Source organism: Mycobacterium sp. NGS24, from assembly GCF_059813065.1.
Map to the genome: position 1 here is coordinate 21895 of NZ_JCALDW010000029.1, position 21973 is coordinate 43867.

Annotated in this window: 9 protein-coding genes and 1 pseudogene; 5 read left to right on the forward strand and 5 right to left on the reverse strand. The window is 69.2% G+C overall.

Annotated features, from left to right (window positions below; translation table 11 throughout):
• Position 1: 1 nt before the first annotated feature.
• Positions 2 to 1144 carry an acyltransferase family protein gene (locus AC5Y6Y_RS24440; RefSeq protein ID WP_499930617.1) on the reverse strand — a complete coding sequence of 381 codons (1143 nt, stop codon included), beginning with the start codon at positions 1142 to 1144 and terminating at the stop codon, positions 2 to 4.
• Positions 1141 to 2838 (reverse strand): DEAD/DEAH box helicase, encoded by a 1698-nt coding sequence (locus AC5Y6Y_RS24445; RefSeq protein ID WP_499930619.1) that lies wholly within the window; start codon positions 2836 to 2838, stop codon positions 1141 to 1143. The genes AC5Y6Y_RS24440 and AC5Y6Y_RS24445 overlap by 4 nt, the downstream gene beginning before the upstream one ends.
• 87 nt (positions 2839 to 2925) lie before the next feature.
• Here AC5Y6Y_RS24445 and AC5Y6Y_RS24450 point away from each other — a divergent pair, with 87 nt between their 5' ends.
• Complete coding sequence (locus tag AC5Y6Y_RS24450) at positions 2926 to 3495, forward strand: LppP/LprE family lipoprotein (RefSeq protein WP_499930641.1); 570 nt, start codon at positions 2926 to 2928, stop codon at positions 3493 to 3495.
• A 4635-nt stretch (positions 3496 to 8130) separates the two neighbouring features.
• Here the strand turns inward: AC5Y6Y_RS24450 and AC5Y6Y_RS24455 are convergent.
• Positions 8131 to 9651 (reverse strand): annotated as a pseudogene (locus AC5Y6Y_RS24455) (PE family protein); the annotation flags it as partial.
• A gap of 357 nt (positions 9652 to 10008) precedes the next feature.
• Here AC5Y6Y_RS24455 and AC5Y6Y_RS24460 point away from each other — a divergent pair.
• Positions 10009 to 13416 (forward strand): TM0106 family RecB-like putative nuclease, encoded by a 3408-nt coding sequence (locus AC5Y6Y_RS24460; RefSeq protein ID WP_499930621.1) that lies wholly within the window; start codon positions 10009 to 10011, stop codon positions 13414 to 13416.
• Here the strand turns inward: AC5Y6Y_RS24460 and AC5Y6Y_RS24465 are convergent.
• Positions 13354 to 15138, reverse strand: a complete 1785-nt coding sequence (locus AC5Y6Y_RS24465; RefSeq protein ID WP_499930623.1) for an MFS transporter — start codon at positions 15136 to 15138, stop codon at positions 13354 to 13356. The genes AC5Y6Y_RS24460 and AC5Y6Y_RS24465 overlap by 63 nt on opposite strands.
• Before the next feature lie 207 nt (positions 15139 to 15345).
• Between AC5Y6Y_RS24465 and AC5Y6Y_RS24470 the strand changes: the two genes are divergently transcribed.
• The 3 genes from AC5Y6Y_RS24470 (at position 15346) to AC5Y6Y_RS24480 (ending at position 21002) form a co-directional block, all read left to right on the forward strand.
• Positions 15346 to 16101 carry a hypothetical protein gene (locus tag AC5Y6Y_RS24470; protein WP_463826688.1) on the forward strand — a complete coding sequence of 252 codons (756 nt, stop codon included), beginning with the start codon at positions 15346 to 15348 and terminating at the stop codon, positions 16099 to 16101.
• Between the two features lie 179 nt (positions 16102 to 16280).
• On the forward strand, positions 16281 to 20024 hold the full coding sequence (locus AC5Y6Y_RS24475) for a multifunctional oxoglutarate decarboxylase/oxoglutarate dehydrogenase thiamine pyrophosphate-binding subunit/dihydrolipoyllysine-residue succinyltransferase subunit (RefSeq protein ID WP_499930625.1): 3744 nt from the start codon (positions 16281 to 16283) through the stop codon (positions 20022 to 20024).
• A 147-nt stretch (positions 20025 to 20171) separates the two neighbouring features.
• Positions 20172 to 21002 carry an SDR family NAD(P)-dependent oxidoreductase gene (locus AC5Y6Y_RS24480; protein WP_463826690.1) on the forward strand — a complete coding sequence of 277 codons (831 nt, stop codon included), beginning with the start codon at positions 20172 to 20174 and terminating at the stop codon, positions 21000 to 21002.
• A 63-nt stretch (positions 21003 to 21065) separates the two neighbouring features.
• Here the strand turns inward: AC5Y6Y_RS24480 and AC5Y6Y_RS24485 are convergent, their stop codons facing one another.
• Positions 21066 to 21965 (reverse strand): glycine betaine ABC transporter substrate-binding protein, encoded by a 900-nt coding sequence (locus AC5Y6Y_RS24485; protein WP_499930627.1) that lies wholly within the window; start codon positions 21963 to 21965, stop codon positions 21066 to 21068.
• Positions 21966 to 21973: the final 8 nt, after the last annotated feature.

Sequence of the window (21973 nt, forward strand, 5' to 3'; positions counted from 1 at the left end):
CTTACGCGTCTCTGACCCGGGTCAACCGATGCAGCAGCCACGCCAACGGCACCGTGACCACCACCGTCGCGATGTACAGGTTGAGCATCGGACCGGTGTAGACCCGCGCCCGCACGATGTGCACCATCGCGAACTCCATGGTCATGAAGTGAATCAGGAAGATCTCGTAGGAGATTTCGCCGAGCCACACCATCGGCCGACTGGCCAGCAGCCGGGAATACCGACCCTTGTCGCCCAACGCCAGCGGCGCCACCGCCAGCGTGGCGATCACCGCGTAGAAGATGGTCTTCCACAGCGCCTCGGGCAGCGAGGCGGGCGAGGTGGTCGGGGCCCCCGCGATCGGGGTGGACACGATGAAGTAGCAGACGATCGCCAACGGTATGGCCACCGCCGCGTAGGCACGCACTCCCATTGCCTGCAGCACGGTCAGCAGCATGCCGCCCAGGAACCAGGCGAGATAGGTCGGCAACCACAATCTGGCGCCGTCGGGAAACAGCCGGTCGGTGTGCACCAGCACCAACCAACCGGGGCTGATCAGCATCATCAGCAGGATGGCCGCCACCAGCACCTTGGGGCGCCACTGGCGTCGGCACATCAGCACCAAAAGCAGGTAGGCCAACGCCGGCAGCAGCACATAGAACGACGCCTCGACGGCCAGGCTCCACATCTGGGTGAGGCCCTGGTGCAGATACTTGCCGAGGTAGCCGTCGGTGTAGATCTGGGTCAACGTCAAGTTGCGGATCAGGCCCAGCCAACTGTGGCCGGGATTCGGGCCGGCTTCGTGGTAGTGGTACAGCACGTAGGCGACCAGCACGGTGACGACGTAGGCGGGCATGATGCGCCGAACCCGGTGTCGCGCATAGCGACTCAACGACGGCCAGGGACTGCCGGTGGCTGCCGACTTCACCCACGGCCGGAACAGCAGGAAACCGGACAGCACGAAGAAGATCGGTACCCCGATCTCCAGTCGCGCACCGAACAGACCCCAGTAGCCGTGGGTGTACTTGCCGGTCGTGTAGGCGGCGTGGGTCCCGACGACCAACAGCGCCGCGACCGCCCGGACGCCGGTGAGCGATGCGACCCGGTCGACGCCGGAGGTCTGCTCGAGGCCGCCTTGGGCGTCCTCGGCCTGGGACAGGGTCATCCGTCCCGCTTCCGGCGTGGCTTGCCGCTGCCGTGGTGCGGGGGCTTGCCCTTGCCGGGGTTGCGATCGGGTCGAAGGTTGATCAAGACCCCCGAGATGCGGGTCTGTTCAAGCTTTTTGAGCACCGCCCGGGGCAGCTTGGCCGGCAGTTCGACCATGGAGAAGTCCGGGCCGATGGCGATGTGACCGAAATCGCTGCGGTGCAGACCACCTTCGTTGGCGATGGCCCCGACGATGGCACCCGGCCCGATCTTGTGCCGCTTGCCCACATCGATCCGATAGGTGGTGAAAGGCCTTGTCTGTCGCGGCCTTTCGGGTCGGTCTTCGTGACCGCGCCGATCCCGCTCCCGTCGCTCCGGCGGCGGGTCGGGGGCGAGCAGGAAGGCCTCACCATCGCGGGACTGCAGCGCCAGCGCCGCGGCGATGTCCGCCATCGGCACGTCGTGCTCGCGTTCGTAATCCTCGACCAGGCGGCGGAACAACTCGATCCCCTGCCCCCCTAGGGCATTGGTGATCGAGTCGGCGAATTTGGCGACCCGTTGGGCGTTGACGTCCTCGACGGTGGGCAACGCCGCCTCGGTGAGGGGTTGCCGGGTCGCCTTCTCGATGGCCTTGAGCAGGTGGCGTTCTCGCGGCGAGACGAACAACAACGCCGAACCTTTGCGGCCGGCCCGGCCGGTCCGACCGATCCGGTGCACGTAGGACTCGGTGTCGTGCGGGATGTCGTAGTTGAGCACGTGCGAGATACGTTCGACGTCCAGGCCGCGGGCCGCGACGTCGGTGGCGACCAGGATGTCGATGGTGCCGTCTTTGAGAGCCGAGATGGTCCGTTCCCGAGCAGCCTGCGGAATGTCGCCGTTTATGGCGGCCGCGGAAAATCCTCTCGCACGCAGCTTTTCGGCCACCTCTTCGGTGGCCTGCTTGGTGCGCACGAACACGATCATGGCCTCGAACGGCTCGACTTCGAGCACGCGGGTCAGCGCGTCCATCTTGCGCGGTCCGGCCACCTGAATGTAGCGCTGCGAAATGTTCTCGGCGGTGGCGGTTTTCGCCTTGGAGGTGACTTCCAGCGGATCGTGCAGGTACTTGGTGGTGATCTTGCGGATCGCCGGCGGCATGGTCGCCGAGAAGAGGGCGACCTGTTTGTATTCCGGGGTCTCGGACAGGATCCGGTCGACCTCTTCGGCGAAGCCCATGGTGAGCATCTCGTCGGCCTCGTCGAGCACCAGGTAGTCCACCCGAGACAGGTCCAGCGTCCCGCGTTCGAGGTGATCGATGACCCGGCCGGGCGTACCGACGACAATGTGGGCTCCACGTCTGAGGCCGGCCAACTGCACGCCGTAGGACGCGCCGCCATAGATCGGCAACACGTTCAGTTGCGGCAGGTGGGCTCCGTAGCGGCTGAACGCCTCGGCGACCTGCAGGGCCAGCTCCCGGGTGGGCGCCAGGACCAGCGCCTGGGTCGCTTTGCCGGTGGTGTCGATCTTGGACAGGATCGGGATCGCGAATGCCGCGGTCTTGCCCGTCCCGGTCTGAGCCAGACCGACGACGTCGGTGCCTGCCATCAGCGCCGGAATGGTGGCGGCCTGGATGCCGGTCGGCGACTCGTAACCGACGTCGTTGATCGCGCGCATGACCGGCTCCGGAATCTGCAGGTCGGCGAACGTCGCGGGAAGGTTGTCCGGGTTATCCATCAGGAGATGAAGTCTAAGGCGTCCCGGGCCCGCGGCCATGCCTGCCGCACCCGCAGGACCGGTGGCGGTACCGTGCCCGATGTGTCAATGGTTGTTCGGTGTGCCGCAGGCCTGTGTGTCGTGGCGGCGGCGGTGACGTCAGTCGGGTGCGGGTCAGGCGACTCGACGGTGGCCAAGACACCGCAGGCCACCAAGCCTTCTTCGGCCGTCACCACGCCTGGAGCTCCAGGTAGCGCTGCCGCGCCGACCACGGTCCCGCCCAGCAGCGCCGCGCCCGCCGACCCGTGTGCGGTCAATCTGGCTGCGCCCACCATCGCGAAGGCGGTGTCCGAACTTCCCCGCGACCCACGCAGCCAGCAACCGTGGAACCCCGAACCGATAGCCGGCAACTACAACGAGTGCGCGCAATTGTCGGGGGTGATCATCAAGGCCAACACCAACGGCGACAATCCGACGACGCGCGCGGTGCTGTTCCACCTGGGTAAATTCATTCCCCAGGGGGTGCCGGACACCTACGGATTCAACGGCATCGACGGCACGCACAGCACCGGTGACACGGTAGCGCTGACGTATCCGAATGCGCTGGGCGTGGGCAGCGTTGTGAAGTTCCGCTGGAACGGCAGCGGGGTGGAGATCGTCGCCAACACAGCACGCTGAGCCGACTGCACGCGCTCAGATGACGTCTGCGCCGTCCAATCCGTCCGCACCGGGGCTGCCGTCGGCCAGTCCGTCGCCACCCTTGACGCCATTGCCGCCGATGCCTCCGGTGCCGTTTCCGCCGTCGCCGCCCCTGCCACCACTCCCGTTGTTGACGGCGTCGAAGAACACGCCCCCGTTGCCGCCGCCTCCGCCGTTGCCGCCGATGCCAGGTGTGACCGTGGCGGCACCCACGCCGCCGTCGCCGCCGTCGCCGCCGTTCGCACCGATGCCGCCGGCACCACCAGCGCCTCCGGCGCCACCAGTTGCCACGGCATCCCCGACATCGGTGCCCTGCGCGAAGATTTCGGCGCTGCCGCCGTTGCCGCCGGCGCCGCCGAGGCCGTCTGCGATGCCGCTCGCACCGCCGGAACCACCTTCGCCGCCAACAGCGGTGCCGCCGGCGAAACTGGACTGCTCGGCAAGAATCGCGGCTGTACCGCCTTGGCCACCGTCGCCCCCGAAGGTCCCGGTGCCGCTGTCGCCGCCCGCGCCGCCCGTGGCGGTGCCGTCAACAGCCGGGTTGTCGCCTGGGCTGAACCCCTGGGCGCCCACGAAACCGTCGCCTCCTCTCCCGCCGGAGTGCCCGTCGGCACCAATGCCACCGGCACCTCCCAGAGCGGTCCCGACAGCTCGGCCGCCGATCGCACCGACACCGCCGAGGCCACCCTCACCACCGATACCGCCGCCGATACCGCGACCACCATCGCCGCCGGTGGCGTCTCCGTCGGTGCTGGCACCGTCGTACGCGATGAGCTGGCCGTCGCTTCCCTGACCGCCGAAGCTGCCAGGACCGTCGCCGGCCCCGCCGTCACCACCTGTCGCCTCACCAACCACCGTGCTGCCCATCCCCTGGCTGCGCGCGGTACCAGATCCGCCGTGCCTTCCGGTACCTCCGTCGATACCAGCACCGCCGGAGCCGCCAACTGCCCCAGCGATGTTGGTGCCACCTGCGCTGGCAAATACCTCTCCGGACCCACCGATACCGCCCGTGCCACCGGTGCCGGCACCGCCGGCACCACCCGTCGCATCACCGTTGGCAGTAGTGTCCGCTCCGTCAGCGGACACATGACCGTCACCACCCGCACCGGCGATGCCTCCGGCCTGGGCCGCTCCACCGTTACCGCCCTTGGCGCCTCCGTTGGAACCGGCAGCGTGGCCGCCGTTCGTAGCCTCGACCCTTGCCACGCCGCCGTCCCCACCGGCGCTGCCCGCCTCGGCGCCTGACCCACCGGTCCCGCCGAGAGCCTGGCCGGTCGCAAAGCTGTCCGCATCGGCGGCGCTGATGATGCCTGAGCCGCCATGACCACCAGCGCCACCATCGACACCGAAACCGCCGGTCCCGCCGGCGGCAACAGCGCCCAGCACTTCAGCACCGGAGGTTGCCTCGACGGTGCCCGCACCGCCCGCGCCGCCAGTGCTGCCCGCACCCCTACCGGACCCGCCGTCCCCGCCGGTAGCGCTACCTGCGGCGGCGCTACCCGGGCCATCGGCAGTCACACGGCCCAGACCACCGGCACCGCCCTGTCCACCGGTGCTGCCGCTCCCGCCGGCCCCGCCCCGCACGCCGCTGCCGGACCCGGTTGCCCGTCCACCGCCGGTTGCCTCGACGTCAGCATTGCCACCCGAACCTCCGCCGGCACCGTCAGCGCCACCGCTTCCCCCGTCGCCGCCGACCGCGACTCCGGCCGCAGTGCTGTTGGCGCCATCGGCAGACACCGTGGCAGAACCGCCCTCGCCGCCGGCGCCGCCGGGAAGACCAGCGGCGCCAACCGCACCACCGCCGCCGCCGTGGCCACCGCGGGCGGATCCGTCGACAGTTCCGCCATTGAATGCGCCGACACCGCCGAAGCCGCCGAAGCCGCCGTCACCCCCAGCCACACCGCCGGCACCAGCCCCGCCCGCGCCGCCCATGCCGCCCACGGCGTTACCTTTCGCAACGCTGCCGTTAAACGAATAGAGCTGGCCAGCGCCACCCTCACCACCGTTGCCACCCGCACTACCGTCGAAGCTCTCACCGCCGTTCCCGCCGCTGCCACCGGTGGCGGTACCGCTGACGCTGCCACCGCCATTTTCTGCGGCCACCACGCCTTGGCCGCCGCTGCCGCCCAAACTCCCGCCGTTGGCCGTACCACCGCGGCCGCCGCTGGCGACGCCGGTCGCAGTGGCGTTGTCGCCCCCCGCGCCGATAATCCCGTCGCCTCCGTCCCCGCCGACGCTGTCAACGCCCGCGGCTGAACCACCGGCCCCGCCCACAGCCGTGCCGCTGGCATGCTGTCCGGTGCCGTCGATGAAGCCTCCGACGATCTCACCGTCGCCACCCCCACCGCCGACACCGCCGTCCGCCCCTGCGCCACCGTCGCCCCCGGTCGCTGAGCCTTCGGCGCTGCTCACCGCACCCGCCGACGTGGCCTTGCCGTCACCCCCGGAGCCACCGGCGCCACCACCGGTGGCCTGACCACCGGCACCACCCCGAGCACCTCCGTTCGATCCGACGGCATCACCTCCGGCGGTGGCTTCCAGGCTGCCCTGGCCACCGCGTCCGCCGGTGCTGCCGGTGCCGGTGGCCGACCCGCCGATACCTCCGGCAGCGGTGCCGGTCGCAGTGCTGTCCGCATCGGCAGCGCTGACGGTGCCGGCGCCGCCCTCCCCACCGATGCCACCTTGGATGCTTGCACCGCCGGTACCTCCGACGGCGACACCGTCGGAGACGACGCCGCCCGAGTTCGCTTGCACCGTGCCGGCGCCGCCCTGCCCGCCTTCGCCGCCAGCACCGGCGCCAGACCCGCCGGTCCCACCGGTGGCGCTGCCCGTTGCAGCGCTACCCGGGCCCTCGGCAGTGAGTTGACCAGTACCCCCGGCTCCGCCTTCGGCCCCGTCGGAACCGGCGCCACCGGCCCCGCCCCACACCCGGCTGTCTGCGCTGCCGGCACGGCCGCCGTCGTTCGCCTCGATGGCACCCTCGCCACCGGTACCCCCGGACGCACCTGCTTCACCGCCGCCACCTCCGGTGCCACCGCGAGCGGTGCCGGCAGCGGTGCTGCCAGCCCCTTCGGCAGTGATCTGACCGATGCCGCCAGCACTGCCGGCGCCGCCGGAATTACCGGCTTGGTCGCCCGCGCCACCCGCACCACCGGCCCCGCCGGTAGCGCTGCCGCTGGCGAGACCACCGTCGGCCGCGCCTACCAGGGCACTGCCGCCGGCTCCGCCGTCCCCACCTCCGGCACCGGCACCACCGGCGCCGCCCGCCCCGCCCATGCCGCCGGTCGCCGCGCCGTCGACCGATGTGTTGCTGCTGAACGACTGCAGGTGCGCGTCCCCGCCGTCGCCGCCTTGACCGCCGATACCGCCGCTGGTGCCGGCCGCGCCACCGGCTCCGCCATCTCCGCCGGTTGCGGTACCGGTGGAAGCGGCTCCGTTGACGCCGATGACGGTGGCGTCGCCGCCAGTTCCGCCGGAGGTGCCCGCGCCGCCGGCGCCGCCGATCCCCCCGGTAGCTGTTCCTGAGACGTCGCCGCCGAAGGCGCCGAGCCCGGCCACTCCGCCCGAACCGCCCAGCCCGACGCCGTTGGCCTGACCCCCGAGGCCACCGGTGGCGATGCCGTCAACGGCGCCGGCGGTTTCGGCCGTGACGATGGCGTCGCCGCCGTCACCGCCGAAGCTGTCAGTGCCGCTCGCCGCGCCACCTTCACCGCCGGTGGCGCGGCCGGCAGTAGTGCTGCCTGCACCGTTGCTGGAAGCAGTGCCATAGCCGCCGCTTCCGCCGGTGCCGCCGTCAGCGCCGGCGCCGCCAGCCCCGCCCTGCGCGTTGGCGCTGGTGACGCCGCCCGCCAGCGCCTCGACCTTGCCGTATCCACCGGCACCGCCGGTCCCACCAGCGGTGCCACCCGCTCCGCCGGTGCCCCCGGTCGCCGCACCGGTGGCGGCGCTGTTCGTCCCGTCGGCGATAACCGTGCCGAAACCGCCGACTCCGCCCGCCCCGCCCACGACGGTGTCCGAGCCGGCGCCTCCGGCACCGCCCTCACCGCCGGTGGCGGTCCCGGTGGCACTGCCCCCATTGACTTCCTGGACCGAGGCGCCGCCGCCACCGCCCCCACCGCCGCCGCCGAGGCCGGGTCCAGTAGCTGTTGCCGTGCCGCCGGCACCGCCGCCGCCGCCCGTGCCGCCGTGCGCGTTCACCCCGACGCCTGCACCGGAGCCGCCGCCACCCCCGCTACCACCAGCACCGAAGGTGCCGCCGTCGGTGCCGGTCCCACCCGTTCCGCCGATTCCTCCGGTGCCGCCAGACTGAGGCTGGTCACCGACAATGCCGGTGCCCTCGCCACCCCTGCCGCCGACTCCGCCGGTGCCACCCGCGCCGCCGCCAACATCTGCGACGCCGTGACCGCCGTCGCCGCCCTCGCCTCCGCCACCGCCTCGACCGGCCTGAGCGGACGGACCCCCGGCGGCTCCGGTGCCACCGGTGCCGCCGGTGCCGCCGGTGCCACCTGTGCCGTTGACGGCATCAACGCCGACGTTGCCGGCCGCACCGGCCTCGCCACCGGTCCCACCTGAACCACCGGCTGCACCGTCTCCGCCGTTGGTGAAGGTGGGATCGCCCGCCCCGCCTTGCCCGCCCTGACCCCCGATACCGCCATTGCCCCCGGCGCCGGCAGCGCCGCTCGGAGCGCCGGCATCACCACCGGTACCGCCGGCACCGGCATCGCCACCCCGACCGCCGACGGTCGCACCGGTGGCGGCGCTACCGGTCAGACCCTTGCCGCCGATGCCGCCGTCGCCACCTTTTCCTGCCTCCCCGCCGGCACCGGCACTGCCGCCGACGCCGCCGGCGCCCTGCCCGCCACCCGTACCTCCGTCACCACCGCGGCCGCCGTCACCGCCCTGACCCGGACCGCTACCTGTGTCGTCGGCACCCGCCGCACCCGTGCCACCCTCGCCCCCGGTGCCACCGGCTCCGCCGGAACCGTTGACGCCACCGGCCGAGTCTCCGCCCGTCCCACCCTGGCCGCCCTGGCCACCGGCAGTGCCGGCGCCGCCCACCGATGCCGGCGTCTGGCCCGCGCCACCGGTTCCGCCGATACCGCCGTTGCCACCGGTCCCCGCTGCGCCGGCGGCACCACCGATCGCAAAGAATCGCGCTGCGCCCGCGGCACCGCCAACGCCGGCGTTGCCGCCGTCGCCGGCATCACCTCCGGTGCCACCCGCGACACCCGCGCCGACGCCGCCGGTGCCACCGTTGCCGCCCACTCCGCCAGTGCCGCCGGCGCCGCCATCACCTGAGCTGCTCAACAAACCCCAGCTGCTGCCACCAGCGCCGCCAGCGCCGCCCGCACCGCCGTGCCCACCGTTCTCACCTACCGCGCCGGCCACCGTCGTCGCGGCACCGGTGTAGCCGCCACCCCCGGTGCCACCGGCCCCGCCCTGACCGCCGACCGACCCCAACAAAGCCCTGTTGGCACCACCAGTGCCGCCTGTTCCGCCAACACCACCGGCGAATGTCGCGCCGCCGGAGCCACCCTCGCCGCCGGCGCCACCGGCCCCGCCCGAACCGCCTAACCACCCACCGGCACCACCGTTGCCACCGACTCCACCGGCTAGACCAGCCGCTCCGACACCGCCTGCCCCACCGGCGCCACCATTCCCGAACAGGCCTGCGTCCCCACCCGCCCCTCCGGCACCCCCACCGGCTGTTCCAGAGCCACCGTTTCCGCCGCTGCCGAACAGGAGCCCGCCGGGACCACCGGCAGCCCCGCTTCCCGGCGCCCCACTGGCACCGTCACCGATCAGCGGACGTCCCAGCAGCTGATTGGTCGGGGCGTTGATCGCTCCTAGCACGTACTCCTGCAGCGCCTGCAACGGCGACGCGGCGGCCGCTTCGGCGGCGGCATACGCGCTTCCGCCCGCCGCCAAGGTCCGCACGAGCTGCGCCTGAAACAGTGCCACCTGCGCATTGATCGCTTGGTACTCCGCGCCCAGCGTGCCGAACAGCCGCGCAATAGCTGTCGACACCTCGTCCGCGGCGGCCGCGGTGACCTCGGTGGTCGACGCAGCGGCTGCCGTGCTCGCCGACTCCAGAACCGACCCAATCCGGGTGAGATCTCTCGAGGCCGCAGTCAAAGCGTCAGCTGTGGCGATCACAAAAGCGGACAAGGCGGGACTCCCGTCGGTCGGATCTCATTAACCGTCCCGCAAGTATTCGACTAGAAGTCGCGGCCGAACCGCGTTTCGGCGAATTTCTAATCTTTGTTTTTCATCTGGCAATCGTCTACCGCGCAAACGATTTCGTATCCGCTGCGGGCACACGCTGCCGCGGGGACTTCGCCGCGGGCCTCGTCGCTCGAGGCACGAACCACGCGGGCCGGACAAGTCAAATGATGGACAGCCCAGCAGCGCGTCAGTCGCACCCGGAGTCACGACCTGCGCGGTAACGCTCTTCCATCATCGCTGTCGTACCCCTTCTTTACAGTGGCGGCTGTGTTCCTCACCGACGGCAGGATCGTGTACAGCGCATCGGATCTCGCGTCCGCCGCGCGGTGCGAGTACGCGTTGTTGCGGGATTTCGACGCGCGACTGGGCTGGGCGCCCGCCGTCGACGTCGAGGACGAGTTGCTGGCCCGTACCGCCACGCTCGGCACCGAACACGAGCAACGCAGGCTGGCGGAGTTGCGCGACGAGTTCGGCGACGGACTCGCCGTTATCGGCCGTCCGGCCTACAGCCACGCCGGACTGACCGCGGCAGCCGATGCGACCGCGCGCGCGATTGCCGACGGCGCGGCGGTGGTCTACCAGGCAGCGATGTACGACGGCCGGTTCGTCGGGTTCGCCGACTTCCTGATCCGCGACGGTGACCAGTATCGCGTCACCGACACCAAGCTGGCTCGCTCGCCCAAAGTCAGCGCGCTGTTGCAGCTGGCCGCCTACGCCGACGCGCTGGCCATAGCGGGGGTGGCGGTGGCCGGTGAGGCGGAGCTGATACTGGGCGACGGCACGGTGGTGCGCTATCCGGTCGATGACCTGATTCCGGTCTACCGCTCCCAGCGCGCGCACCTGCAGCTGCTGTTGGACAAGCACCACGCCGCCGGCAGCCCGGTCCGCTGGGAAGACGAGCAGGTGCAGGCCTGTCTGCGTTGCCCGCTGTGTGAGGAGCAGTTGAAGTCGCGGGATGACCTGCTGTTGGTTGCCGGCATGCGAATCAGCCAGCGCGACAAGCTAATTGAAGCCGGTATCGGCACGGTCGCCGAGCTGGCCGGGTATCGCGGGCCTCCTCCAGATCTGGCTCCCAGCGTCTTGGACAAATTGTTCGCGCAGGCCCAGCTACAAGTGCGGCAACGCACCTCCGGTATCCCCCAATACGAGATCGTCGACTCGCAACCCTTGACCCTGTTGCCGGAACCCAACCCGGGAGATTTGTTCTTCGACTTCGAGGGTGACCCGCTGTGGACGGCTGACGGCACGAGTTGGGGGCTGGAATACCTGTTCGGCGTGCTGGAGGCCGGGCCGGCGGGCGCCTTCCGTCCGCTCTGGGCGCACAGCCGCGTCGACGAACGCCGGGCGCTGCTTCAGTTCCTGGGGATGGTCGCCAAGCGGCGCAAACGCTATCCCAACATGCACATCTACCACTACGCGCCCTATGAGCGCACGGCGTTGCTGCGGCTGGCCGGGCGCTACGGCGTGGGCGAGGACGACGTCGACGATCTGCTGCGCAACGGCATCCTGGTCGACCTTTATCCGTTGGTGCGTAAGAGCATTCGGGTGGGCGCGGAGTCAGTGAGCCTCAAAGCTCTGGAACCGCTGTACATGGGAGCGCACCTACGGTCCGGCGAGGTCACCACCGCCGCCGCCTCGATCAACTCCTACGCCCGCTATTGCGAACTGCTCGCCGAGGGCAACTCGGACGACGCAGCGACCGTGCTCAAACAGATTGAGGAATACAACCACTACGACTGCGTGTCGACGCGAGAGCTGCGCGACTGGCTGCTGTTGCGCGCCTGGGAAACCGGTGTCACGCCGGTGGGAGTCCAGCCGGTGGCCGAGCACGAGACCGTCGAGGACCACGACGAACTCGCTTCGACCCTGGCGGATTTCACCGGGGATGCCGCGGCCGTCGGTCGGACACCGGAGCAGACGGCGGTCGCGCTGGTGGCGGCGGCGCGCGGTTATCACCAGCGCGAGGACAAGCCTTTCTGGTGGTCGCATTTTGACCGGCTGAACTATCCGGTCGAGGAGTGGTCGGACAGTACCGACGTCTTCGTCGTAACGCACGCCGAGGTCGCCGTCGAATGGAACATGCCGCCGCGGGCCCGCAAACCGCAACGGCAGTTGCAGCTGACCGGTGAGTTGGCGCGCGGCGAGCTCAGGGGTCAGGTCTTTGCGCTCTACGACCCGCCGGCGCCGGCCGGCATGACCGATAACCCGGACCGTCGGGCGGCCGCGCCCGCCGAGGTGGTGGAGGTCGACGATCCGACACTGCCGACCACGGTGGTCTTGCGAGAGAGAGCCGGCGCCGACGGGGAGATTTTCGAGCAGCTGCCGTTCGCCCTGACTCCGGGCCCGCCGGTGCCCACCGCCAAGCTGCGCGAATCGATCGACGCCACCGCCCGAACCGTGGCCTCCGGCCTGCCGCAGCTACCGCGGTCCGCGCTCGTCGACGTGTTGCTACGACGAGAGCCGCGCACCCTCGGTGATGCGCCGCTGCCCCGGACCGGGGACACCGTCGCCGATCTCACCGCGGCAACGCTGCGTCTGGACTCCTCCTACCTGGCCGTGCACGGCCCGCCGGGAACCGGCAAGACCTACACGGCCGCCCAGGTGATCACCCGGTTGGTAACCACGCACGGTTGGCGTATCGGTGTGGTCGCGCAGTCCCACGCGGCGGTGGAGAACCTGCTGGACTGCGTGGTCGAGGCCGGGTTGGACCCGCAGCGGATCGCCAAGAAGCGCAACGGTCACGCCGTGAAGCGCTGGCAGCAGATCGACAGCAGCACCTATCCGGTGTTCATCGCCGAGACGGCGGGATGTGTGGTTGGCGGCACGGCTTGGGACTTCGCCAATGGCAATCGGGTGCCGCCGGGGAGCCTGGACCTGCTGGTCATCGACGAGGCCGGCCAGTTCTGTCTGGCCAACACCATTGCCGTGGCACCCGCGGCGGCCAACCTGATGCTGCTGGGCGATCCGCAACAACTGCCGCAGGTCAGTCAGGGCACCCACCCCGAACCGGTCGACATCTCCGCGCTGGAATGGCTGGTGGACGGCCAACGCACGCTGCCCCCGGAGCGCGGCTACTTCCTGGACCTGTCCTACCGGATGCATCCGGATGTGTGTGCGGCCGTCTCGAAACTGTCCTACGAAGGCCGGCTGCACTCCCACCTCGAACGCACCACCGGGCGCCGGCTCGCCGGATACTCCCCTGGCGTGCAGGTGCTGCCGGTAGGGCACTACGGCAATTCGACGGACAGCCCCGAGGAGGCGCAGGCGATCGTGGCTGAAGTCCGGGACGTGCTGGGTCGGTCGTGGACCGACGAGCACGGCACCCGGGCGCTGTCCGCCGCCGACGTCATGGTGCTCGCGCCGTACAACGCCCAGGTGTCCCTGATCCGCCAGCAGCTGGCCGCTGCCGGGTTGGGCGGCGTCCGAGTGGGCACCGTCGACAAATTCCAGGGCGGGCAGGCGCCGGTGGTCTTCATCTCCATGACGGCCTCCTCGATCGATGAGGTGCCCCGCGGCATTTCATTCCTGCTGAATCGGAACCGGCTGAACGTGGCGATCAGTCGCGCGCAGTATGCGGCGGTGATCGTGCGCTCAGAGTTGCTGACGCAGTACCTACCCGCCACCCCGGCCGGGCTGCTCGAGCTGGGCGCGTTCCTGGCGTTGACGGGGAGTTGACCGGGGGTGGGATCCGACGTGGGAGTACCTGTTCGGCAGCGGTCCGGGAACCATGGCGGCCGGCCCGCTGTGCGCCGTTCCGCGCGGACCGCGAGGCCAGGCGTCCTCCGTCGCCGCAGGCGAACGCCGGGTCAGTGCCACCACCGGTTTGGTGTCGGATTCATCGGCGCTGAACGGTTCGCGGCGCAGGATGTATTCGACGTACTCGTCGTCGTCCTCCTCGTACGCGCCGTCATCAGTGTCGTCCGCGAACACGTCACCGGCCGGGTGGGCAGCGTCGGACCGGCGCGCGCCCCGCACCAGCAACAGCGCGGCGATGATCCCGAACAACGAGATGAACGCCGGCAGCAACATCGACTGCGACATCGCGGCCGAGAAGGGCTCGCGCAGAAACTCCGGCAGCTGCAGCGTCGTGTCCTCGCCCGCCGACTCGGCCGCATAGGGCAACTCGGCGCCGATGCGCCACGTCATGAAGGCGGCCATGCTCGCGCTGCCCAGGACCGCGCCGAGCTGGCGGGTCGCGTTGTACACACCCGACCCGGCGCCGGCCCGCTCCGGCGGCAGGTTGCGGGTGGCGGTCGCGGCCAGGGGCGACCAGATGAACGCCATCGAGGCACCGAGGGCTATGAACACCAGCACCAGCCGCCAAACCGGCGTGGCCGGATCCAACTCGAACGACAACCAGGTCAGCGACGCTGCCAGCAACGAAAAGCCGAAACCGAGCATGGGCACCGGATGGGTCCGGTCGATGTACCTGCCGACGATCGGTGCCAGCACCCCGCTGGCGATGGCCATCGGCGCGAGCAGCAGCGCCGACTCCGTTGGCGACAAACCGCACACCGACTGGGCATAGAAGGTCACCGGCAGCATCGTCGCCGTGACGGCGAACGAGATGACGGCGACACCGACGTTGCACACGCTGAAGCCCCGGTCGCGGAAGATCTCCAAGGGCACCAACGGCGCCCGGCGATAGATCGACTGCCAGTAGACGAACGCCGTCATCAACCCGACACCGGCGACCAGGACGGCCCAGATCCACGGCGCCCAGTGCGCGGACTGACCCTCCTGCAGGCCGAATACCAGCAGAAACATGCCGACACCGGACAAGCCGACACCGACGAGGTCGAAGCGGCGGGAATGGACGGGCAGCACCGGGACCAGCCAGGCGGCCAACGCGACCGCGATGATGCCGACCGGCACGTTCACGAAAAAGATCCACTGCCAGCCCAGCGTGTCGACCAGCATGCCGCCCACCAGCGGTCCGACCAGGCTCGCGACGCCCGCGGTGGCGCCCCACATACTCATCGCCGCGCCGCGCCGATCTGCCGGGAAGATCCGGGTGATCGTCGACAACGTCTGCGGGGTGAGGATCCCGGCGCCCACGCCTTGCACCACGCGTGCCGCGATCAGTGTGGCGGCGCTGCCGGACAGACCGCACCACACCGAGGCGAGGGTGAATACCACCAACCCGATCAGGTACAGGTTCTTCGGGCCGAAACGGTCCCCGAGGCGGCCGGAGACCAGCAGCACCACCGCATATCCCAGCAGGTAGGCGCTGGTCACCCAGACCACGGTGCTGTAGCCGATCCGCAATTCATTCATGATCGTCGGATTGGCGACGGCGACGATCGTCGAATCCACCATGATCATGAAAAATCCGAGGATCATCGCCCACAGCGCGGCCCACGGGTTGCCGGACACCCGGCTGGTCGCTGTGCTCATGTTCGCGCCTCGTTTCGAATCCAGCCCGCATTATTCCCCGCCGCGCAGTTCGACGACGACGCCAGGGCGACTGTGACGGGTCTCGGCGCGGGAACACGCTCCCCGACCACGACGTTTCTCTCGGGAGTATGTGAGGTTTCCGGCCCAGCGTGTTTTCTGCTGCCAGGCGGTTAGCCTGAAGAGACGCCGTCCCCGAGAGAGGCATCGATGTTCTTTCGACGCAAGAAGTCAACACCGGAACTGCCGGCGGGCGAGACCGCCGGCCGCCCGAAGATGTCCTCGCGAGCGCTGGCTCAGGTCATCGAACGCAGTTCGCACATCCAGGGACCCGCGGCCGAAGCCTATGTGTCCCGCCTACGCCACGCCGCACCCGGTGCCGATCCTGCCGAGATCGTCGGCCGGCTCGAGAAGCGCTACGTCTCGGTGGTGACGGCCAGCGGTGCCGCGGTTGGCGGGGCCGCGACCTTCCCCGGCATCGGCACCCTGGCTGCGCTGTCCGCGGCCGCCGGGGAAACCGCCGTCTTCCTGGAAGCCACCGCGCTGTTCGTCCTCGCGCTGGCCTCGGTGTACGGCATACCGCTCGACGAGCGGGAACGCCGTCGGGCCCTGATACTGACTGTCCTGGCCGGTGACAACGGCACCGGTGCGGTCTCCGACCTGATCGGTCCCGGCCGGACCAAAGGCGGCTGGGTGTCCGAAAGCATGGCGTCGTTGCCGCTGCCGGCGCTGTCGAAGTTCAACACGCGGATGCTCAAGTACGTGATGAAGCGGTTCGCGCTCAAGCGCGGCGCGCTGATGTTCGGCAAGCTCATGCCGGTCGGAATCGGCGCCATCATCGGTGCCATCGGCAACCGGGTGGTGAGCAAGAAGATCGTCCGCAACGCGCGGTCGGCGTTCGGCCCGCCGCCGGGGCGCTGGCCGGTCACCCTGCACCTGCTGCCACCCGTCCGGGATGCCAGCTAAAGGTTGTCGGTCTCGCTGGCTAATCGCGGGTGAGGCGCTAGCCTTTATTGGGTCAGAACAGGTCGGGACCATCAACCGGCCAGCCAGGGTGTGAGGCGGCCCGCCCAGCCGGGACGCACGACGTCGCAAGCGTCGCGTGAAGCGCTTGCAGGACAAAAGAATTGAGGCGAACAGCGGTCGTGGCCAACATAAGTTCACCATTCGGGCAAAACGAGTGGCTGGTCGAGGAGATGTACCGCAAGTTCCGCGACGACCCCTCGTCCGTCGACCCCAGCTGGCATGAGTTCCTGGTCGACTACAACCCCGAGTCCGCGCACGAAGACACCACCAAGCCCAGCACCGCCGAATCCAAGCCGGCCGAATCTCCCGCGCCGGAGGCCAAGCCCACCCCGGCGGCGAAGCCCGCGGTCCAGCCGGCCAAGAGCACCGCGGCGGCAGGCAACGGCGCACCCGCCAAGGCCGCAACGAAGGCCACCCCGGAAGCCGCCAAGGCGCCGGCCAAGCCCGCAGGCCCCCAGCCAGGCGAGGGCGACGAGGTGCAGGTGCTGCGCGGGGCCGCCGCGGCCGTCGTCAAGAACATGTCGGCCTCACTGGACGTGCCGACGGCGACCAGCGTGCGCGCCATCCCGGCCAAGCTGCTGATCGACAACCGGATCGTCATCAACAACCAACTCAAGCGCACCCGCGGCGGCAAGATCTCGTTCACCCACCTGCTGGGCTACGCGCTGGTGCAGGCGGTCAAGAAGTTCCCGAACATGAACCGGCACTACGCCGAGGTCGACGGCAAGCCGACTGCTGTCACACCAGCCCATACGAATCTCGGTCTGGCGATCGACCTGCAGGGCAAGGACGGCAAGCGCGCGCTGGTGGTGGCCGGCATCAAACGGTGTGAAGAATTGCGCTTCGCCGAATTCGTCTCGGCTTACGAAGACATCGTGCGGCGCGCCCGCGACGGCAAGCTGACCGCCGAAGACTTTGGCGGCGTAACACTTTCGCTGACCAACCCGGGAACCATCGGCACCGTGCACTCGGTGCCGCGGCTGATGGCCGGCCAAGGCGCCATCATCGGCGTCGGAGCGATGGAGTACCCCGCCGAATTTCAGGGCGCCAGCGCCGAACGCATCGCCGAACTGGGCATCGGCAAGCTGATCACCCTGACCTCGACCTACGACCACCGCATCATCCAGGGTGCGGAATCGGGTGACTTCCTGCGCACCATCCACGAGATGCTGCTCTCGGACGCCTTCTGGGACGACATTTTCCGCGAGTTGAGCATCCCGTACCTGCCGGTGCGCTGGAGCACCGACAATCCGGACTCCATCGTCGACAAGAACGCCCGGGTGATGAACCTGATCGCGGCGTACCGCAACCGCGGCCACCTGATGGCCGACACCGACCCGCTGCGCCTGGACAAGACCCGGTTTCGCAGCCACCCCGACCTCGAGGTGCTCACCCACGGACTGACGTTGTGGGACCTCGACCGGGTGTTCAAGGTCAGCGGCTTCGCGGGTGCGGAGTACAAGAAGCTGCGCGACGTGCTGGGACTGTTGCGCGACGCCTACTGCCGGCACATCGGAGTGGAGTACACCCACATCCTCGACCCCGAGCAGACCCGCTGGCTGGAACAGCGGGTCGAAACCAAGCACGTCAAACCGACTGTGGCACAACAGAAGTACATCCTGAGCCGGCTGAACGCCGCCGAGGCCTTCGAGACCTTCCTGCAGACCAAGTACGTCGGGCAGAAGCGGTTCTCGCTGGAAGGCGCGGAGAGCGTCATACCGATGATGGACGCCGCGATCGATCAGTGCGCCGAGCACGGCCTGGACGAGGTCGTCATCGGCATGCCGCACCGCGGCCGGCTCAATGTGCTGGCCAACATCGTCGGCAAGCCGTACTCGCAGATCTTCTCCGAGTTCGAGGGCAACCTGAACCCGTCGCAGGCACACGGCTCCGGCGACGTGAAGTACCACCTGGGCGCCACCGGCGTGTACCTACAGATGTTCGGCGACAACGACATTCAGGTGTCGCTGACCGCCAACCCGTCGCACCTGGAAGCCGTCGACCCGGTGCTCGAGGGCCTGGTGCGGGCCAAGCAGGATCTGCTCAACCACGGCGCCACCGACACCGACGAAGCCAAGGCGTTCTCGGTGGTGCCGATGATGCTGCACGGTGACGCCGCGTTCGCCGGCCAGGGCGTGGTCGCCGAGACGCTGAACCTGGCGAACCTGCCCGGTTATCGCGTCGGCGGCACCATCCACATCATCGTCAACAACCAGATCGGTTTCACCACCGCACCGGAGTACTCGCGCTCCAGCGAATACTGCACCGACGTCGCCAAGATGATCGGCGCCCCGATCTTCCACGTCAACGGCGACGACCCCGAGGCGTGCGTCTGGGTGGCGCAGTTGGCCGTGGATTTCCGGCAGCAGTTCAAGAAGGACGTCGTCATCGACATGCTGTGCTACCGCCGGCGCGGGCACAACGAGGGTGACGACCCGTCGATGACGAACCCTTACATGTACGACGTCGTCGACAACAAGCGCGGCGTCCGCAAGAGCTACACCGAATCCCTGATCGGCCGCGGCGACATCTCGCTCAAGGAGGCCGAGGACGCCCTGCGCGACTACCAGGGCCAACTGGAACGGGTGTTCAACGAGGTCCGCGACCTGGAGAAGCACGGCGTCCTGCCCAGCGAGTCGGTCGAGGCCGACCAGATGATCCCGGCCGGGTTGGACACCTCGGTGGACAAGTCGCTGCTGGCCCGCATCGGCGACGCCTTCCTGGCCCTGCCGGAGGGGTTCACCGCCCACTCGCGGGTGCAGCCGGTGCTCGACAAGCGGCGCGAGATGGCCTACGAGGGCAAGATCGACTGGGCATTCGGTGAGTTGCTGGCGCTGGGTTCGCTGGTCGCCGAGGGCAAGCTGGTCCGGTTCTCCGGGCAGGACACCCGCCGCGGCACCTTCTCCCAGCGGCATTCGGTGATCATCGACCGCAGCACCGGCGCCGAGTTCACCCCGCTGCAGCTGCTGGCCAGCAACAAGGACGGCACCCCGACCGGCGGCAAGTTCCTGGTCTACGACTCCCCGTTGTCGGAATACGCGGCCGTGGGCTTCGAATACGGTTATACCGTCGGCAACCCGGACGCGGTGGTGCTGTGGGAGGCGCAGTTCGGCGACTTCGTCAACGGCGCGCAGTCGATCATCGACGAGTTCATCAGTTCCGGTGAAGCCAAGTGGGGCCAGCTGTCCACCGTCGTGCTGCTGCTGCCGCACGGACACGAAGGCCAGGGCCCCGACCACACCTCCGGACGAATCGAACGGTTCCTGCAGCTGTGGGCGGAGGGGTCGATGACGATCGCCATGCCGTCCACCCCGGCCAACTATTTCCACCTGTTGCGCCGGCACGCCCTGGACGGGGTGATGCGGCCGCTGATCGTGTTCACGCCGAAGTCGATGCTGCGCAACAAGGCCGCGGTCAGCGACATCAAGGAATTCACCGAGATGAAGTTTCGGTCGGTGATCGAGGAACCCACCTACGACGAGGGCGACGGCGACCGCAGCAAGGTCACCCGGATCCTGCTGACCAGCGGCAAGCTCTACTACGAGCTGGCCGCCCGCAAAGCCAAGGACAAGGGCGACGACATCGCGATCGTGCGCATCGAGCAGTTGGCCCCGCTGCCGCGCCGGCGGCTCGACGAGACCCTGGACCGCTACGAGAACGCCAAGCAGTACTTCTGGGTGCAGGAGGAGCCTGCCAACCAGGGCGCGTGGCCGTCGCTGGGGCTGACGCTGCCCGAGGTGCTCCCGGAGAAGCTCGGCGGGATCAAGCGGATCTCCCGTCGGGCCATGTCGGCGCCGTCCTCGGGCTCGTCGAAGGTGCACGCGGTGGAGCAGCAGGAGATCATCGACACCGCGTTCGGCTAGCCGTCTGCTCGTCGGGGTTGATTCTGCGCTCAGGGTGACGAAGTTCGAGTAACGCCCGCCGCCAGCGCAGAATCAATGCCCCGCAGTCACCCGGGACCGCCGGTACCGACTAATCTCTACCCGGAACCGACACGAGGGAGAGTGCCCATGGAGGGGTTTGCCGGGAAGGTCGCCGTGGTGACCGGCGCTGGTTCGGGCATCGGGCAGGCGTTGGCCCTGGAGCTGGGACGCTCGGGTGCCAGTTTGGCAATCTGCGATGTCGACGCCGAAGGACTGGCGCAGACCGAGGAGCAGCTGAAAGCCATCGGCGTGCAGGTCAAGGCCGATCGGCTCGACGTCACCGAGCGCGAGCGCTTCCTGCTCTACGCCGACGAGGTCGCCGAACATTTCGGCAAGGTCAATCAGATCTACAACAACGCCGGCATCGGTCACACCGGTGACGCCGAGGTCGAGCAGTTCAAAGACATCGAACGGGTGATGGACGTCGACTTCTGGGGTGTGGTGAACGGCACCAAGGCTTTCCTGCCGCACCTCATCGCCTCCGGAGACGGGCACGTCATCAACATCTCCAGCATCTTCGGCCTGTTCTCGGTGCCGGGCTACTCCGCCTACAACTCGGCCAAATTCGCGGTGCGCGGCTACACCGAGGCGCTGCGCCAGGAGATGCGGCTGCACGGCCACCCGGTGGGCGTCACCACCGTGCACCCGGGCGGCATCAAGACTGCGATCGCCCGCAACGCCACCGTGGGCGAAGGCCACAACCGCGACGATCTGGCCGAACTCTTCGACAAGCGGTTGGCCAACACCAGCCCGAAGCGGGCTGCGAAGGTCATCCTGCAGGCGGTGCGCAAGAACAAGGCGCGGGTGCTGGTCGGTCCGGACGCCGTCGCCTTGGATCTGATGGTGCGCGTCACCGGTTCGGGTTATCAGCGCCTCACCGAAATGTTCATCAGCCGGGTGATCCCGTCCGAGCGCTGACGCCCGCGTCGATGCTGCGTCCAGGGCGGCGAAGTTCGAGTGCAGCCCGCCGCCAGCGCAGCGTCAACGCCCCAGCGGGTGCTCGCCCAACCAGGCGTCGGCCACTGCCTGCGGATCGCCCCCGCCGGCCACTCTGCGGCGCATCTCGACCAGCGCGGCGGTGTCCAATACTCCCGCGATCTCATTGATTGCCAGCAACTGTCGCTTGCTCAGCTCGTTGCGCCGGTACAACGGCACCACATTCTCCGCCCGGATCAGCGCAGGTTTGCCGTCCGCCAGCGCAACCAGGTTCGTAGGCACCGCGGGGTCGGCGGTGCTGGCCCAGGCCGCGGTCAGCTCGCCGGCCTGAAGAGCCGCGAACATCGTTGCGCTGTCCGGAAATTCGCGGAGCACGGGCAGCCGGCAGGTTCCCACTGTCGACGGCGGCTGGCGGTTGGCGACGCTGCCTATCCGCAACCCGTCACAGTGCACGAGTAGCAGGCCGAGGTCGCTGCCGCCCCACCCGGCCGCGGTCGCCCCGGTGACGACCAGTTCGGGTTTGTCCTCGGCCGCGGTGGCGAAGTCGCCCGCCGCGATCCCTTCAGGCAGAGCCGCATTCATCGCGCGGTAGACCTGGGCGTCGGACTGCGCGGAATCGTCGGACGCGGCCGCGCCGCGGTGCGCCGAGGTGTCCGACCGCCCTCCGGTGTCCGGCGGCGGCAACGCTCCGGGCTGCAGGCTCTGCAACACCGTGCCGGTGAAGGCGGGGACGATGGCGAACGAGCCATCATCCAGTTTGGCCATCGGATCAGTCGCAGTATCGACGCGTGCCGCAAAACCGTAGAAACGCAGCGCCGAAACATACAGTGCCGCAAGAAGTTTCGAGTCGGGGGTGGAACCCACCACCAACTCCCGGTCGGTGGCGCCCGATGAGCATCCGCTGAGCACCACCAGGGCCAGCAGCAGCGCGGCCAGCCTGCCCATGCCTACCC

What these genes read in the sequence shown, in the direction of transcription:
- AC5Y6Y_RS24440 (WP_499930617.1), bottom strand. Translation starts at nt 1,144, where the DNA reads ATGACCCTGTCCCAGGCCGAGGACGCCCAAGGCGGCCTCGAGCAGACC.
- AC5Y6Y_RS24445 (WP_499930619.1), bottom strand. Translation starts at nt 2,838, where the DNA reads ATGGATAACCCGGACAACCTTCCCGCGACGTTCGCCGACCTGCAGATT.
- AC5Y6Y_RS24470 (WP_463826688.1), top strand. Translation starts at nt 15,346, where the DNA reads ATGTTCTTTCGACGCAAGAAGTCAACACCGGAACTGCCGGCGGGCGAG.
- AC5Y6Y_RS24465 (WP_499930623.1), bottom strand. Translation starts at nt 15,138, where the DNA reads ATGAGCACAGCGACCAGCCGGGTGTCCGGCAACCCGTGGGCCGCGCTG.
- AC5Y6Y_RS24485 (WP_499930627.1), bottom strand. Translation starts at nt 21,965, where the DNA reads ATGGGCAGGCTGGCCGCGCTGCTGCTGGCCCTGGTGGTGCTCAGCGGA.
- AC5Y6Y_RS24450 (WP_499930641.1), top strand. Translation starts at nt 2,926, where the DNA reads ATGGTTGTTCGGTGTGCCGCAGGCCTGTGTGTCGTGGCGGCGGCGGTG.
- AC5Y6Y_RS24480 (WP_463826690.1), top strand. Translation starts at nt 20,172, where the DNA reads ATGGAGGGGTTTGCCGGGAAGGTCGCCGTGGTGACCGGCGCTGGTTCG.